Below are 15121 nucleotides of genomic sequence, written 5' to 3'. Positions count from 1 at the left end.
ATGAAAATGAAATTCAAAACAACCGTAACGGTGATGGGTGTTAAGGGCTTTAAGGGCGAAATTAACGGGGATTCGCTCAATTCCACCACGATTTTTGTGCAAAACGCATTGGATGAAACGAAGGGAACGCAAAAGGGTTTTTCCGCGACCGAACATCGCTTCCCGGACGTTTCGCTGTATGAAGCCATGAAAAACCACTCCTATCCGCATCAAGCCGAACTCGAATTGGAGTTGGTCGCTACGGGCAAGGGTGATAGCAAAACCGTTTTGCGGGCTTGGCACCCGATCAGGCCGGCTCAAACGGTTAATACCGAATCCGGCGAAATTAAAAATAAGGTCTAAGGGGCATATCATGCCGGAATTCGATACGGCCTTTTTGGTACAGGACAAAGATTCCGGCTTGTTCCTTTGTCCTCGCGAGGGCGACGTGGGTTATACCAAGTACGTCGATCAAGCTGGCCCTTTTGATTCGTATGAGGAGGCACTTGATACGGCGAAATATAACCTCGGCGCCAATTTCATTATCTGGTCGTTTGGCCGTTTAGTGAGGCACTAATGCCTACCTGTGTGTTGCTCAAGTCACTAAAGGCGGGGCCTACCGTTGTTTCCGGGTCTGATGGTACGGCTGTTGTTGGAATGTCGCTTGTCGATGTGCCGCTTGATCAATGCACAGGCTCTGTTTTGATTGCGCCGAGTGAATACAGTCTCATTTCGGCAAACCCATTTGCGGCGTTAACACCTGAATTGGCGTCGCAAATCGTGGGCCTTTGTGCCCTTGTCTGGCTTGTCGCCGCAGGTATGCGCGACATTATTCGTTTTGTACGTTCTAGAAGGAAATCTGATGATGAATAACAAACATACTCCCCTGGCCGCTATTGGCCTTGCCCTTTCCGCCTTCGTTGCTGTTCCGGCGCAAGCTGCAGTGGCTTTGCCTGCGCTCGATGCGGCTGATGCCACCGCTATTGCTACCTGGGTCGTTGCTGGTATGGGCACCTACTTCGCCATCAAGCTTTCGCCGGCCCTGGCCGCGTGGGGCTTCTACAAGATCATGTCCTTTGTTGGTCGTGGCTAATAAGTCATGACAGCCGGGATGTTGATTTTGCTGATGGGGCTGCCGGCGATGTGGCTGGTGTGCACAGCATGAAAAGACCCCCGGCTAATAACCGGGGGTTTTTACTTATGATGAAAATAATTAGATTTGTTTTCATGTTGCTTTTCTCGTCATTTGCCATTGCTGATATGTGGATTGTTTCGGACGGCGCATTGGTTTGTGGTGAGGATGCAGCTGCTAGAAGGCAATATCAGTGGGGTTTGCAATCCGGAAATATTCCCAACCATGATTCTGCGTGTGATTTTCAGAATTCTTATACTGGATTTTATATTGAAGGCAATCAGCTTTACGCCAAATATTCGCGCCTTCATGTGCAAAGGCCAAACGCGTATGTTTGCCGTGATGATGGTCTATCTTCTAATCATGTTTTGGGTTTGCCTGCTACTAATCGTGGGCCGTGCGATCAAGTCGATTGCAATAAAAAAATGGGCCAGACTGTTGATATGGCAAATCACTATTTGCAGGGTGCTCGCCTTGGTGAGGTTGCATTGTGCAATGGTGGTTGCTCAATTCATATTAACGAAGCTCAATATGCAATTGGCACAAAGAATGGGGTCTTTGACGGTGTAATGATCAAACAGGGTGTTGGCCAATATACCGGCCAGCAATGCCCTGCGGATGGTGCCGCCACGCCTACAACGCCGCCTTCCGATGTCAATGTCCAGCCTGCCAGTCCTGGTGACTGCAAACCCGGTGAGCGTTTCGCTCCTGCAGCTGTAAATGGGCAAAACGTTTGTATAAAAGGGGATGGTCCGCCAGCGGGTGAGACTGATTATTGCAAACAAAATCCCGCTGATAGCAAATGCAAGCCGGGTGGTGATGAATTTTGCAAAGCAAATCCAACCGCTTATAGCTGTCAGCCGGGTTCTGATCCGTTTTGTAGTGCCAATCCCAATCATGCCAGCTGCGTTCCTGGTAGCGATAATTTTTGCTCCAAGAATCCTGAGCATAAAACATGTGTCCGTGGTACTGATGAATATTGTTTTATGAAGCCAAATGATCCTGTGTGCGATCAGAAAAACGACGATGCGTGCAAAACCAATCCAAATTCGGAGCAATGCAAGCGAGCGCAAACGTGCGCCAAAAATCCGAATGATCCGATTTGCAAGCCGACTACGGATGATTTCTGCAAGAAAAGTCCAAACGATGAGAAATGCAAAGGTGCATTTAGCGGTAGTTGTGATTCGGGATTTCTTTGCAAAGGTGATGCAGTGCAGTGCGCAATTGCTAGAGAAATGCATCGCCGGAATTGTGAGGATAGCAAAGAGCCTGACGGCTGGTCCGATTTAATTAAGAAGCCAACCGAAAAAGGAATTGCATGGGAAGGTGCCATGCAAGAAAACGATATAAGAGAAAGTTTTGATTTGAAAAATCCTGAAGATTTTGCCGGTCAGTGCTCAATTTCAGACAAGACATTGTCTTTTGGTTCTTTTTTGGGAAATTCAATAAGTTCGGTCAATGTTCCGCTTTCTCTTATTTGCGACCATGGCCGTGAAATTCGCATGATCGTGAATGCTATTACAACGCTTTCCTGCCTCTGGATTATCTGGATGTGGGTCGGTAGGAGGTTCTAATGCCATTGCCGGCTGTGATTGGTGCCGCGATTTGGACGGCGCTTGGTGCTGCGTTGCCGACGTTGATTGGGCGCATTTTGTTGGCGCTTGGATTGACTGCCATTTCTTACACTGGAATCGATTTGCTTTTCCAGGACGGATTGCAGTGGGTCTTGTCCAGGTTCGGTGCAGTAGATCAACAGGTTTGGTCGATTTTGAAGTTCTTGGGTATTGAGGGATTTATTAAGGTGCACTCGGCTGTTTTCATTTCGATTGCGACTTTGATCATGGCTGAACGTTTTATCCGCATGGTGTCCAAATGACTGCTGCTGTTGCAACGCTGATTACCGGGCTGCAGGGTAATGGCAAAACGTTGTGGGTGGTATCTGAACTCGCAAAGCTGGCCTCAAAACTGAGTGGTGATGATCCGCCGATTTACGTGCACGGTATCAAGGAATTGACGATTAACCGCACCGCCAGTCTCCTCGATCCTCACCGTTGGCATGAGGTTGAGAATGGCGCGCTTGTGGTCATTGACGAGGCGCAGAAGATTTTTCCGACGCGGCCAAACGGCTCCGCCAGACCGCCCAAGGTGGCGGCGTTTGAGGATATGCGTCACCGTGGTTTAAGAGCCATGCTGATTACCCAGCATCCTGGCTTGATCGATAGCGACGTGCGCAAGCTGATCAACCGGCATGTTCATGTTGAGCGGTTGTTCGGCCGGCAAGTAGCGCAGGTGCTTGAGTGGCCGCGTTGTGCCACCCCTGAGACGAAGAAGGACCGCAACAGTGCCGCTAAGTCAATGTGGTCCTATCCAACCAAGGTCTATTCGCTTTACAAAAGCTCTGAGGTTCATAACCTCAAGCCGGCCATGCCCAAGGCCATCAAGTACGCAATCAACGTGGTGATTGCTGCCATTGCCCTGGGTGCCTTTGCCGGCTATCGCGCGTATACCGAAGCGACCAATCCTGCCATTGCACAAAGCAGTGCTGAAGCATCAGCGACAGCATCTGCTGTGACGCCTGCGCCGTCGTCTCCCATATCTACTCAGCGCGAAGAGCTGGATTACTTTGAAGCGCGTATTCCGCGTCTTCCTGGTCTGCCACATACCGCAGCAGTGTATGACGGCATTAACTCGCCAAAGATGGCACCCAAGCCCGTTGCGTGCGCGGTAATGGGCAATGTGTGCAAGTGTTATACCCAGCAAGCCACGTTGATTCCTTCGATGGATCAGGCCACCTGCAAGACCATCGTAGCGGAAGGGTGGTTTGATGAATCGGCCGATCAAGAGGCGGCTGCTCGTCCTGTGCGTGAGAGGCTGCCTTCATGAAATACGTATTGATTGGTTGCTTCGTCTTAATTCAGGGTTGTGCCCATTGGGACAAAACGGATGAACAGCGCCGTATTGAATTCATTGTTTGGGCTGAATGTGGAATGCGGGTTGCCAATACAGATGATTGTTATCGGTAATTACCGATAAATGGCAATTGTCAAATAACGTGACTGTCACTAAAATTGAATCATCAATCAACGGGGTAATAAAATGCGCGACGGTCACGATACAAAGACATTAAGCCTTGATGTTGGCGACACCCCAAAAAAGCGGGGTCGTCCTGCGCTCGGCACTCGGCCGATGACAGCGGCTGAACGTAAAGCCAAATCTCGCCGCGATTTAACCCATAAGGCGACAGTCACGGAATTGTCTGATATCCAGTCCTTGACCGAATCTCAGCTGGAATGGCTGATTTTCGGTCAGAAAATCATGGGATTGCGCGCCAAAGAGGCGTGGATTGAGCTTGGCCGGCGCCGTGGTTACGGTGCCTCGCCCGTTGATGCTGTGACAGTCACTAAAAACGCAAAGCCTGCCATGAAAAAGGAGGCTGTCACGAAATCTGGTACTCCTGCATCCAAGGCAAAAAAAGCGACGGTCACAAAAACGTCGGTAGCTTCTGTTGATAAAGAGGCCGTCACAAAAAACGAAAGCGAGCACCGTATACCTATGGCGGCGATGGTTCGAGAGGCCAAGACTCGTCGTTTTTCAGAGCGCTAAAAGCGCTTGCTCGCCCGCAGGGCTAAATGAAGCGATCGGGCTTATGCCCGATTCGGCCGCGTAGCGCCCGAAAGCTGCTGGCTAGGGTAGGGCGCGCGCAGCTGCAGTCACAGCCTTATGCGTCCGCCGTGCTCATCCGACCCCCTCCTGCTGGCCTATGGCGTTCCTGGATGCATATCGGCTAGTCTTATCAACTTCTGACGTTGGAATGCCGGGGGGTGTCATGCGTCTACTTTTGTTGCTACTGCTATCGATGGCAGCTTTTGCCGGTGCAGATGAGGGCGTGACCAAGTGTCGTACCAGTTCCGGCGCCATTTCCTATCAGAATGGTCCTTGTCCAGCTGGCTCCAAGCCTCTTAAACAGATCACAGCTAAGGATGCTGCCGGTGGAACCGTCAGCCTGCAGCACTACGTTCAAGCCGAGCGTGCTGCAGCTCGTCGCCGCCCAATGCCTGAGGCACGGGCGGCAGTGTCTTCCTTTGGTGAAGATCAGTCTAAGGCGGTCCCTTATCGATACTGCGCTGAGTTGCTGGCTGAAAAAGAAGCGATTCGGGCTCAGCAACGGATCGATTCAACGCAATATTTGCGTGACCGTCACAAATGGGTCGTGGATCGTTTGCACGAGCTAGGCTGCCCGTCGGCCTAGCGTGACGATCACGAAAAGATGTTCGCTAGCATCAGGCCCAATCGGGCTTCTAGGCCGCACTGCCGGCGATAGAAGTCTCGCTGGCGCAGCGTCCCATCCAGTAGCTCGGCCTGGCTCTCGGTCAGGCGTCGGTCGATGCGGTAATGGCCGATAAACATTAGTTCATCCCGCCTCGGGGCGTCTTTCGGTCGCATGCCTGGTGCGCATAGTCGGTCTTCTACAAACTGCCATCCTGCCCACGGCCCGCACGGTACACGGCCTAGCGCTCGGAATAGCAATAGCTGATAGGCCATGTACGGTACCGGCTCGATACCGTGCCGCCATGCCTCAGCGGTGCTGATGCCAATGCCGCATATCTCTGCGATCTCTGATGCGCTGAGTGAGTACAGCGCGTGCATCAAGTCTGCTTGATCGCAGACGAAATCGGCTCTTGGGAATTTCCTCTCCATGTTGTCCTTCGTGAAAAATGAAAAACCCGCCGAAGCGGGTGTTTGATATGTGCAACAAGCACGGATTTTTGTCAACCGTTCGTCGGGACGAAAGGAGGGCGTCGACCGATCGCGTTCCGGGCCACCTGTCGAATCCATCTTAGTAACTTTACATAATATACATTATTTGAATATTCGTACGTTGATGACTGCAAATCTGCGCTGGATCAAAAAGTCCTTCCTGGGTGGCCGCTATCGTGACACTACGGCACTCATCCACGGGCATACACAAACAGCCCGAACGCGGTAAACAAGGAGAACACGCATGACTGTGACCAACATTCAGGAGCTGGACGCACTGGTGGCGCGGGTCAAGAAAGCCCAGCAGCTGTTTGCGACTTATACCCAGGAACAGGTGGACGAGATCTTCCGCAGCGCGGCGCTGGCCGCAGCGGATGCAAGGATTCCGCTTGCCAAGATGGCGGCTCAGGAAACCGGCATGGGCGTGGTCGAAGACAAGGTCATCAAGAATCACTTCGCGTCCGAATATATCTACAACAAGTACAAGGACGAGAAGACCTGCGGTGTGCTCTCGGTCGATGACAACTACGGCACACTCACCATCGCCGAACCGATCGGGATCATCTGCGGCATCGTGCCGACCACCAATCCCACCTCGACCGCGATCTTCAAGGCGCTGATCTCGCTCAAGACCCGCAACGCCATCATCTTCAGCCCGCACCCGCGCGCCAAGCAATCCACTTGCCAGGCGGCGCGCCTGGTGCTCGAAGCGGCAGTGGCTGCCGGCGCGCCCAAGGACATCATTGGCTGGATCGATACGCCGTCGGTTGAATTGTCCAACCATCTGATGCGCCACCCTGATGTCAACCTGATCCTTGCCACCGGCGGGCCGGGCATGGTGCGCGCGGCGTATTCCTCGGGCAAGCCCGCTATTGGTGTGGGCGCCGGCAATACCCCGGTGGTGATCGACGAGACCGCCGATATCAAGCGTGCGGTTGCCTCGATCCTGATGTCCAAGACCTTCGACAACGGCGTGGTGTGCGCTTCCGAGCAGGCCGTGATCGTGGTGGACAGCATCTATGACAAGGTCCGCGAGCGCTTTGCGCACAACGGCGGCCACCTGCTCAACAAGAAGGAGACCGAAGCGGTACGCAAGGTCATCCTGGTCGATGGCGGGCTCAATGCCGCCATCGTCGGGCAAAGCGCACTCAGGATCGCGGACATGGCCGGCATCGTGGTGCCGCCGTATACCAAGGTGCTGATCGGCGAGGTGGTGTCGGTGGGCAACGAGGAAGCCTTCGCCCATGAAAAGCTGTCCCCTACCCTCGGCATGTATCGCGCCAAGGATTTCTACGATGCGGTCGCCAAGGCCGAGGCGCTGGTCGCGCTCGGCGGCATCGGCCATACCTCGGCGTTGTACACCGACCAGGATTTGCAACCCGAGCGCATCAAGTATTTCGGCGACAAGATGAAGACCGCCCGCATCCTGATCAACACCCCCTCCTCCCAAGGCGGCATCGGCGATCTGTACAACTTCGCGCTGGCGCCGTCGCTCACCTTGGGCTGCGGCTCCTGGGGCGGCAACTCCATTTCGGAAAACGTCGGCCCGCAGCATCTGATCAACAAGAAAACCGTGGCAAAGAGGGCTGAGAACATGCTGTGGCACAAACTGCCGAAGAGCATCTATTTCCGCCGTGGCTGCCTGCCCTTCGCGCTGGAGGAGCTGGCCGGCAAGAAGCGTGCGGCGCTGGTCACCGGCGGCTATCTGTTCAACAACGGTTATTGCGACGAGACCATCCGTATCCTCAAGCAGATGGGAATGGAAGTTGAAGTATTTTATGAAGTGGAGGCCGACCCGACGCTCGAGGTGGTGCGCAAAGGCGTGCATATGCTCAACACCTTCAAGCCGGATGTGATCATCGCCCTGGGTGGTGGCAGCCCGATGGATGCGGCCAAGATCATGTGGGTGCTGTACGAACATCCGGATGTCCACTTCGAGGATCTGGCGCTGCGCTTCATGGATATCCGCAAGCGCATCTACAAGTTCCCCAAGCTGGGTGTGAAGGCGCAGATGGTGGCGATTCCGACCACTTCCGGTACCGGTTCCGAGGTCACGCCGTTCGCCGTGGTCACCGACGAGCGCACCGGCATCAAGTATCCGATCGCCGACTATGAGTTGACCCCGAGCATCGCCATCGTCGACCCGAACATGGTGATGAACATGCCCAAGAGCCTGACGGCCTTCGGCGGCATCGATGCGGTCACCCACGCGCTGGAGGCCTATGTCTCGGTGATGGCGAACGAGTATTCCGATGCCCAGGCGTTGCAGGCGCTCAAGCTGCTGCAGCAATACCTGCCGTCGGCCTACCTGAATGGCGCCAACGATCCCAAGGCGCGCGAGATGGTGCACAACGCTGCCACCATCGCCGGCATCGCCTTCGCCAATGCATTCCTGGGCGTCTGCCACAGCATGGCGCACAAGATCGGCGCCGAGTTCCATTTGGCGCATGGTCTGGCCAACGCGTTGTTGATCAGCAATGTCATCCGCTACAACGCAGTCGACATTCCGACCAAGCAGACCGCGTTCAGCCAGTACGACCGGCCGATCGCCAAGTGCCGCTATGCGGACATTGCCGAACATCTGGGCCTGCCGGGCGGCAACGACGATGGCAAGGTCGAGGCGCTGATCGCCTGGGTGGAAGAGCTGAAGGCCACGCTGGGCATCCCGGCGTCGATCCAGGCGGCCGGCGTGCCCGAGGCGGCGTTCCTCGCCAGGCTCGATGCCGTGGCCGAGGAAGCGTTCGATGACCAGTGCACCGGCGCCAATCCGCGCTACCCGCTGATCAACGAGCTCAAGCAACTGCTGCTCGACAGCTACTACGGCCGCCCGTACGTCGAAAGCTACGCCCGCGTGCAGCCCGTGGTGGATGCCGTCAAGCCGGTGGCGGCCAAGGCGCTCGCCAAGTAACGGCCCCACCGGGTTGAGCCAGCCCGACGCGCACGATGCGGCCCTTGAGGCCGCATCGTGCGGCGGCATGCTCAGTGCGCTTTACGATAGGTCCAGCGATACAACGCGGGCAGCACCAGCAGCGTCAGGATCGTTGACGACAGGATGCCGCCGATCACCACCGTTGCCAGCGGCCGCTGTACTTCCGCCCCGGTCCCGGTTGCCAGCGCCATCGGAACAAAGCCAAGCGATGCCACGAGCGCGGTCATGAGTACCGGCCTTAAGCGTGTCAGCGCGCCCTGCCGGATCGCCGTCAGCACATCCAGGCCATCCTCACGCAGCTTGTTGATGAAGGTGATCATCACCAATCCATTGAGCACGGCAACGCCGGACAGCGCGATAAAGCCCACGCCGGCCGAAATCGACAGCGGGATATCCCGCAGCCACAACGCCAGGACGCCACCGGTGAGGGCAAAGGGTACGCCGGTGAAGACAAGCAGACCGTCACGCACGTTTCCAAAGGTGGCGAACAGCAGGCCAAACACCAGCAAGAGCGAGATCGGCACCACGATCTGCAGCCGTTGCGCTGCCGATTGCAACTGCTCGAACTGCCCGCCCCAACTGGTCCAGTAGCCGCTCGGCAATTTGACCTGCTGGTCGATCACCCCCATCGCCTCGTTCACAAACCCGCCCAGGTCCCGGCCACGTACGTTCGCGGTCACGACAATGCGGCGTTTGCCATTCTCGCGGCTGATCTGGTTCGGGCCTTGCGAAGCAACCACGTCGGCAACCTCGGACAGCGGAACGAAGCCAGCCCCTTCCGGCAGCGGGATCGGCAAGCGACGGACCGCTTCTACATCGCCACGCATGCTTTCGGGTAGTCGGACCATGATGTCGAAGCGGCGATCGCCTTCGAACAGCACGCCAGCGGCTTTGCCACCCACTGCGGCTTCGACGACATCCTGCACCGCCTGCATCGACAGGCCATAACGGGCAAGCCGGGTGCGATCAATCTCGACGGTGAGCAGCGGCAGGCCGGTGACCTGCTCGACCTTCACGTCGGCAGCCCCGGGGATGTTGCGTAGTGCACCCGCGACATCGTTGCCGGCTTCCAGCAGCTGTGCCATATCGTCTCCGAACACCTTGACCGCGACATCGCCACGTACCCCGGAAATCAGCTCGTTGAAGCGCATCTGGATGGGCTGGCTGAACTCATAGTTGCTGCCCGGGATTTCCTCCACGGCCTGTTCGAGCGCCTGCTTCACCTCAGCCAGGCTGCGCTTCGGTCTTGGCCATTCATCCTCCGGCTTGAAGATCACAAAGGTGTCGGCCACCGAAGGCGGCATGGGGTCGGTTGCAACCTCGGCGGTGCCAAGCTTGGCATAGACGAGCTTGACCTCGGGAACCTGCTTGATCCGCTTTTCCAGTTGCGCCTGCAGCACCAGCGATTGCGCCAGGCTGGTGCCGGGAATACGCATCGCATGCAGCGCGACATCCCCCTCTGACAAGCTGGGCACGAACTCGCTGCCCATGCGGCTTGCAACGACCCCGGTCAGCACGATGGAGGCGATGGCGATGCTGAACACGATGCTGCGCTTGGTCAGGCTCCAATCGAGCAAGGGCAGATAGGCACGGCTGGCCGCCCGCATGATCGGGTTTTCCTTCTCGGCGATCTTGCCGTTCAGCAACAACGCGACCGCTGCCGGCACGAAGGTCACCGACAGCAGCATGGCGCCGATCAGGGCGATCACCACGGTGAAGGCCATCGGGTGGAACATCCTGCCCTCGACACCGCTGAGCGCAAAGATCGGCAGATACACCACCATGATGATGAGTTGGCCGAACATCAACGCGCGGCGCGCTTCCTTCGATGCGTCGAACACCGTGTGGAAGCGCTCGCTGCGCGTCAGCACCCGGCCATGGCGGTGCTGCTCCTCGGCAAGCCGGCGAATGCAGTTCTCGACAATCACCACCGCCCCATCGACGATGATGCCGAAATCGAGCGCACCCAGGCTCATCAGGTTGGCGCTGACCCTGTTGGTGTACATCCCGGTGAGCGTGAACAGCATGGAGAGCGGAATCACCAGCGCGGTGATCAATGCGGCCCGGATATTGCCCAGGAATAGAAAGAGGATGGCAATGACCAGGATCGCGCCTTCCAGCAGGTTTTTCTTCACCGTGGCGATTGCGCGGTCGACAAGCTCGGTGCGGTCGTAAATCGTCTTCGCCTCGACCCCGGCTGGCAGCGTCTTGTTGATCTCCGCCATCTTGCTGCCAACCGCAGCCGCCACGGCACGGCTGTTTTCCCCCATCAGCATGAACACGGTGCCGAGCACGACCTCCTCGCCGTTCTCGGTCGCGGCGCCGGTGCGCAGCTCCTTGCCCAGGCCCACGGTGGCCACGTCACGGATGTAGACCGGTGTGCCATCACGGGAGCCGATGACAATCCGTTCAACATCGGCGAGTGTCGCAACCTGGCCAGGTGCCCGGACGAGATACTGCTCGCCGTTCCGTTCGATGTAGCCGGCACCGACGTTGTTGTTGTTTTCGGCCAATGCAGTGACGATGTCCTGGAATGTCAGGCCATAGGCCACCAGCTTCGCCGGGTCGGGAGTGACGTGGACCTCCTTGACGTAGCCGCCGATGGTGTTCACCTCGGTGACCCCGGCGACATTGCGCAATTGCGGTTTGATGATCCAATCCTGGATCGTGCGCAGGTCCGTTGCGGTATAGGCCGAACCGTCCTCCTTCCTGGCGCCCGGCCGGGGTTCGACTGTCCACATGAAGATTTCGCCAAGGCCCGTCGAGATCGGGCCCAGCGTGGGCGTCAGGCCGGGTGGCAGCTTCTCCTTCGCTTCCTGCAGCCGCTCGCTGATCAGCTGCCGGGCAAAGTAGATATCGGTTCCTTCCTTGAAGATCACCGTGACCTGGGACAGCCCGTAGCGCGAGAGCGAACGGGTCTGCTCAAGGTGCGGCAGCCCCGCCATCACGCTTTCCAGCGGAAAAGTGACCCGCTGTTCGGCTTCGAGCGGCGAGTAGCCCGGCGCTTCGGTATTGATCTGCACCTGGACATTGGTGATGTCGGGCACGGCATCGATAGGCAGTTTCTGATAGCTGTAGGCCCCGAGCAGCGCCATGGCGAACACGCCGATCAACACCACCCAGCGATGCTCGATGGCAAATCGCAATATGCGGTCAAACATCATCGATCCCCTCAGTGGCTGTGCTCGGCCGTCGCCTTGCCCAGTTCGGCCTTGACGACGAAGCTGTTGGCGGCGGCATAACGCTGACCGGACTTGAGTCCGCTGCGGATCTCGATCAGCGATCCGGTCTGGCGGCCCAGCACCACCGGGCGCGGTTCAAAGCGCTCGCCTTCACGCACGAACACCACGTTGCGGCCCTCGACCGATTGAATGGCATCGGCCTTGACCGCCACCGGGACCTTGATGTGCCCTTGCGCAACCTCGATGTTGACGAACATGCCCGGACGCAGACGCCCATCGGGGTTGGGCAGCGTGACGCGCGCGGTTGCGGTGCGGGTTTTTTCGCCGACCAGCGCGCCGATGTAGGCCACCTTCCCAGTGGCGGCGATCCCGCCTTCGCCGGCGCGCACGGTGACCTGCTGCCCCAGCTTGATCTGCTCCAGATTCCGGGGGTATACCGCGAATTCGGCCCAGACATCGGAGAGATCCGCGATCTGGAACAGCGTTGCGTCCTCCTTGACGGCCTCCCCTGCGGTGAGGTGCTTTTCGATCACGGTGCCGTCCAACGGCGCACGCAGCTCGTAACGCGCCAACGACCGGTTCGCGCCGGGCAGCGCGGCGCCGATCGAGGCCAGCCTGTCCTTGCTTGCCTGCAGCGCGATTTCGGCTTCATCCAGCTCCTTCTGCGCCGCAAGGTAGTCCTGCTCGGCCGTGACCTTGTCCTGCCACAGCTTCTGTTCACGCTGATAGGTGATCCGCGCCAATTGGGCGCGTTTCCGATTGGCCAGATACGCACTGCGCCACTCGGCCAGGGTCTGGCTCTCCAGCACCGCGAGCAGGTCGCCCCGCTTGACGGTGTCGCCAAGATTCCTATGTACGCTGACGGCCACAGCGGCCAGCCTTGGTGTGACCTCGGTGAGGCGATCCTGGTTGAACCGCAGCTCGCCCGGCAGCGGCACGGCATCGCCCAGCTCACCCGGGCCGGCAGTCTCGATCGTGATGCCTGCCTGCCTGAGGCGGGCTTGCGTCATCACCAGGCCCTCCTCCCCGTGTTCCTCGCCCTCCCCGGCCTTGCCATCCGCTGCTTTCCCGTCATGGCCGTGCCCATCGCCATGCCCTGCGCCGTGGTCATGGCTGTCTTCGGCATGTTTCTCTTCCCCGGCATGATCCGCGTGGCCGCCCTCTTGCAATCCGGCGGCGTGAGCAGGCGCTTCGGTGACGCCGCGGATTGCATAGCCGGCCACGCCGGCAATGGCAGCTGTGAGCAATGTGATCAGAATCGTTTGCTTGTGTTGCATGGTGTAATCCCCGTGGCATGTCCGGTGCATGTCTTGCGCTGAAACCGGGCATGCGATTTGATGTCGTCAAGGCCGCCGGTTTATTGGCTGATCACGCCAATCCCGAGTTCGCGTTCGAATTGCGCGAGCCGATCCAGGTATTGCTGCCACAGATCGGTGCGTTCGGAGCGCGCCGCCAATAGGCTGCGCTGGGCATCGAGCACATCGATAAAGGCATGACGACCGTAGTCATAGCCGGTCCGCGCGGCACTGACGGCCGCTTCAGCGGCAGGAATGATGTCGCTCTGATACAGATGTATCCGTTCCACCAGGTCGATCAATTCGGCATGGAGCGATTGGACCAGCAGATCGCGCTCCCGCAATTGGCTCTGCTGCTCAGCCTGCGCCTGCCGCAATTTCGCCTTGGCCGCGGATACGCCGCTGTTGTTCCAATTAAACAGCGGAATCTCGATCGCAATACCGAACAGACCACCGCGTTCGCCGGATGCCACGGTCTCTTTGACTCCGGCGGACAATTGCAGATCAGGCCAGCGCTGCCCATCCTGCAGCCCCACCTCTGCTTCAGACGACTCCACCCGCAGTTGTGACAGGCGCGTTTGCGGCGACAGCATGAGCTGTTGCCGGGCCTCGGCCGAGCTTGGCGGCGCCGGCGGCAGTGCGGGCAAGGCGTGGCCTTCCTCCGGTAGCGGCTCCCCGATGAGCTGCTCAAGCCGGCGTTGTGCCAGCCGGTGTTGGCGCTCGGCGTTCTTCAATTCGGTGGCCGCGGTCAGCTCGGCCAACCTGGCCTTGGTGGCATCGATGGGCGGGACCTTGCCGGCGGCGAGTTTCCTCGCCAATGCCTGGCTGAACTGCGCTGCGATATCGCCGCTGGCCCGGGCCTCCCGCAGCCGCAGCTCGGCCAGTGCAAGCTCATGGAACGCCTTGGCGGCATCGATGCGCACGTCGATCACCGTCTGCTGCAGCGTGGCCTCGGCCGTCCGGTAGTGCGCGGTTGCGGCACGGACGCGCCGGGATGCCTTGCCGCCAAGTTCGATGCGCTGGGTCAGCTGCAACGAGCGCGACTCGTCCTCTGTCCCGGTGTCATCGAATGAGAAACCCAGTTCGGGATTCGGCCACGCAGCGGCAAGCTCGCGCTGCGCCTGGGCCGCTTCGATGCCGGCCTGCGCAGCAATGGTTTTTGATGAATGTCGTTCTGCTTTGTCAGCCACCTCTTGGGCAGTGAGTGCTGAATGGGCGTGCAGCGGCAACGCGATGGCCATCATGGCCAAGCGGATGCCGGCCGCGTTGAAACGCGGGAATTTCATGGCTCTTCTCTATTTATCGACGGCTGAAGAAATTGCCCTGGCGGCCCATTACGGGCGAGCGCAGACAATGACCAGGTGCATGGTCGCGGGCAATTCGACTAATAAACGGTCAAGAAATGAGATGAGCCTGCCATTTGGGCTTGTCAGGCCCTGGCAAATGCGGTGAGCGATAAGGAAAGAGCGACCATTCCAATGTATGACTTCGGGCGCTCAATGGGTGGGCAAGGGTGTATACCGGCGGTTCAAGCACCGAATGGCAATTGGCATGGCATTGCTCCACAAGCTCAAGCAATGCCAATGGGGTGGCCACTGCCACAGGATCATCCAGATCGTTTGCGCCTGCCCGGGCGTGGGGTTCGCTGAAGATGGCCGGTACCATGAAGGTGTCGAATACCTCTCCCCACACTGCATGCAGCGGCAGAATAAATAGAAGCAATATCAGCAGACGCTGCATGGTGGGGCGGGACCGTCCGGAAAACACGGATTCTGTGGAAAATGGCGGCTCAATCTAGCAGGAAATGGACACCCGGTCCATCTGCAGCAAACAGCCGATCCGCGTC

Annotated in this window: 14 protein-coding genes; 10 read left to right on the top strand and 4 right to left on the bottom strand. The window is 58.1% G+C overall.

The window, feature by feature from the left end; translation table 11 throughout:
• Positions 1 to 6: 6 nt before the first annotated feature.
• The 10 genes from N8I74_RS12260 (at position 7) to adhE (ending at position 8777) form a co-directional block, all read left to right on the top strand.
• Positions 7 to 342 (top strand): hypothetical protein, encoded by a 336-nt coding sequence (locus tag N8I74_RS12260; protein ID WP_263123392.1) that lies wholly within the window; start codon positions 7 to 9, stop codon positions 340 to 342.
• A 10-nt stretch (positions 343 to 352) separates the two neighbouring features.
• Positions 353 to 556 (top strand): hypothetical protein, encoded by a 204-nt coding sequence (locus N8I74_RS12255; protein ID WP_263123391.1) that lies wholly within the window; start codon positions 353 to 355, stop codon positions 554 to 556.
• Positions 557 to 636: 80 nt separating this feature from the next.
• On the top strand, positions 637 to 852 hold the full coding sequence (locus tag N8I74_RS12250; protein ID WP_263123390.1) for a hypothetical protein: 216 nt from the start codon (positions 637 to 639) through the stop codon (positions 850 to 852).
• Positions 842 to 1072 (top strand): hypothetical protein, encoded by a 231-nt coding sequence (locus tag N8I74_RS12245; protein ID WP_263123389.1) that lies wholly within the window; start codon positions 842 to 844, stop codon positions 1070 to 1072. Before N8I74_RS12250 ends, N8I74_RS12245 begins: the two co-directional genes overlap by 11 nt.
• 68 nt (positions 1073 to 1140) lie before the next feature.
• The gene (locus N8I74_RS12240) at positions 1141 to 2685 is read left to right on the top strand and encodes a hypothetical protein (protein WP_263123388.1); all 1545 of its coding nucleotides are present in this window, start codon (positions 1141 to 1143) and stop codon (positions 2683 to 2685) included.
• The gene (locus tag N8I74_RS12235) at positions 2685 to 2987 is read left to right on the top strand and encodes a DUF2523 domain-containing protein (protein WP_263123387.1); all 303 of its coding nucleotides are present in this window, start codon (positions 2685 to 2687) and stop codon (positions 2985 to 2987) included. The genes N8I74_RS12240 and N8I74_RS12235 overlap by 1 nt, the downstream gene beginning before the upstream one ends.
• Positions 2984 to 3994 (top strand): zonular occludens toxin domain-containing protein, encoded by a 1011-nt coding sequence (locus N8I74_RS12230; protein ID WP_263123386.1) that lies wholly within the window; start codon positions 2984 to 2986, stop codon positions 3992 to 3994. The genes N8I74_RS12235 and N8I74_RS12230 overlap by 4 nt, the downstream gene beginning before the upstream one ends.
• 213 nt (positions 3995 to 4207) lie before the next feature.
• Positions 4208 to 4714 carry a hypothetical protein gene (locus tag N8I74_RS12225; RefSeq protein WP_263123385.1) on the top strand — a complete coding sequence of 169 codons (507 nt, stop codon included), beginning with the start codon at positions 4208 to 4210 and terminating at the stop codon, positions 4712 to 4714.
• 223 nt (positions 4715 to 4937) lie between these two features.
• On the top strand, positions 4938 to 5360 hold the full coding sequence (locus N8I74_RS12220; RefSeq protein ID WP_263123384.1) for a hypothetical protein: 423 nt from the start codon (positions 4938 to 4940) through the stop codon (positions 5358 to 5360).
• A 753-nt stretch (positions 5361 to 6113) separates the two neighbouring features.
• A complete protein-coding gene (gene adhE / locus N8I74_RS12215) occupies positions 6114 to 8777 on the top strand; it encodes a bifunctional acetaldehyde-CoA/alcohol dehydrogenase (RefSeq protein ID WP_263123383.1) in 2664 nt (887 codons plus the stop codon).
• Between the two features lie 71 nt (positions 8778 to 8848).
• On the opposite strand, the gene N8I74_RS12210 is transcribed toward adhE, so the two are convergent.
• The 4 genes from N8I74_RS12210 to N8I74_RS12195 all read right to left on the bottom strand — a co-directional run bounded on the left by N8I74_RS12210 (position 8849) and on the right by N8I74_RS12195 (position 15015).
• Positions 8849 to 11962, bottom strand: coding sequence for a CusA/CzcA family heavy metal efflux RND transporter (locus N8I74_RS12210; protein ID WP_308445853.1), 3114 nt, complete (start codon positions 11960 to 11962; stop codon positions 8849 to 8851).
• A gap of 8 nt (positions 11963 to 11970) precedes the next feature.
• Positions 11971 to 13257 (bottom strand): efflux RND transporter periplasmic adaptor subunit, encoded by a 1287-nt coding sequence (locus tag N8I74_RS12205; RefSeq protein WP_263123382.1) that lies wholly within the window; start codon positions 13255 to 13257, stop codon positions 11971 to 11973.
• A gap of 80 nt (positions 13258 to 13337) precedes the next feature.
• Positions 13338 to 14561: a TolC family protein gene (locus N8I74_RS12200; RefSeq protein ID WP_263123381.1), complete on the bottom strand. Its 1224-nt coding sequence runs from the start codon at positions 14559 to 14561 to the stop codon at positions 13338 to 13340.
• Between the two features lie 109 nt (positions 14562 to 14670).
• Positions 14671 to 15015: a hypothetical protein gene (locus tag N8I74_RS12195; protein ID WP_263123380.1), complete on the bottom strand. Its 345-nt coding sequence runs from the start codon at positions 15013 to 15015 to the stop codon at positions 14671 to 14673.
• Between the last annotated feature and the right edge of the window lie 106 nt (positions 15016 to 15121).

This window comes from Chitiniphilus purpureus (genome assembly GCF_025642115.1).
In the GTDB taxonomy this organism is placed as follows: Bacteria; Pseudomonadota; Gammaproteobacteria; order Burkholderiales; family Chitinibacteraceae; genus Chitiniphilus; species Chitiniphilus purpureus.
Note: the sequence above shows the minus strand (reverse complement) of the source record. Positions and strands in the feature narration are given on the sequence as shown.

Excerpts from the sequence above, each read along its gene's own strand:
- N8I74_RS12260 (WP_263123392.1), top strand. The coding sequence starts at position 7 with ATGAAATTCAAAACAACCGTAACGGTGATGGGTGTTAAGGGCTTTAAG.
- N8I74_RS12255 (WP_263123391.1), top strand. The coding sequence starts at position 353 with ATGCCGGAATTCGATACGGCCTTTTTGGTACAGGACAAAGATTCCGGC.
- N8I74_RS12250 (WP_263123390.1), top strand. The coding sequence starts at position 637 with ATGTCGCTTGTCGATGTGCCGCTTGATCAATGCACAGGCTCTGTTTTG.
- N8I74_RS12245 (WP_263123389.1), top strand. The coding sequence starts at position 842 with ATGATGAATAACAAACATACTCCCCTGGCCGCTATTGGCCTTGCCCTT.
- N8I74_RS12240 (WP_263123388.1), top strand. The coding sequence starts at position 1,141 with ATGAAAAGACCCCCGGCTAATAACCGGGGGTTTTTACTTATGATGAAA.
- N8I74_RS12235 (WP_263123387.1), top strand. The coding sequence starts at position 2,685 with ATGCCATTGCCGGCTGTGATTGGTGCCGCGATTTGGACGGCGCTTGGT.
- N8I74_RS12230 (WP_263123386.1), top strand. The coding sequence starts at position 2,984 with ATGACTGCTGCTGTTGCAACGCTGATTACCGGGCTGCAGGGTAATGGC.
- N8I74_RS12225 (WP_263123385.1), top strand. The coding sequence starts at position 4,208 with ATGCGCGACGGTCACGATACAAAGACATTAAGCCTTGATGTTGGCGAC.
- N8I74_RS12220 (WP_263123384.1), top strand. The coding sequence starts at position 4,938 with ATGCGTCTACTTTTGTTGCTACTGCTATCGATGGCAGCTTTTGCCGGT.
- adhE (WP_263123383.1), top strand. The coding sequence starts at position 6,114 with ATGACTGTGACCAACATTCAGGAGCTGGACGCACTGGTGGCGCGGGTC.
- N8I74_RS12210 (WP_308445853.1), bottom strand. The coding sequence starts at position 11,962 with ATGATGTTTGACCGCATATTGCGATTTGCCATCGAGCATCGCTGGGTG.
- N8I74_RS12205 (WP_263123382.1), bottom strand. The coding sequence starts at position 13,257 with ATGCAACACAAGCAAACGATTCTGATCACATTGCTCACAGCTGCCATT.
- N8I74_RS12200 (WP_263123381.1), bottom strand. The coding sequence starts at position 14,561 with ATGAAATTCCCGCGTTTCAACGCGGCCGGCATCCGCTTGGCCATGATG.
- N8I74_RS12195 (WP_263123380.1), bottom strand. The coding sequence starts at position 15,015 with ATGCAGCGTCTGCTGATATTGCTTCTATTTATTCTGCCGCTGCATGCA.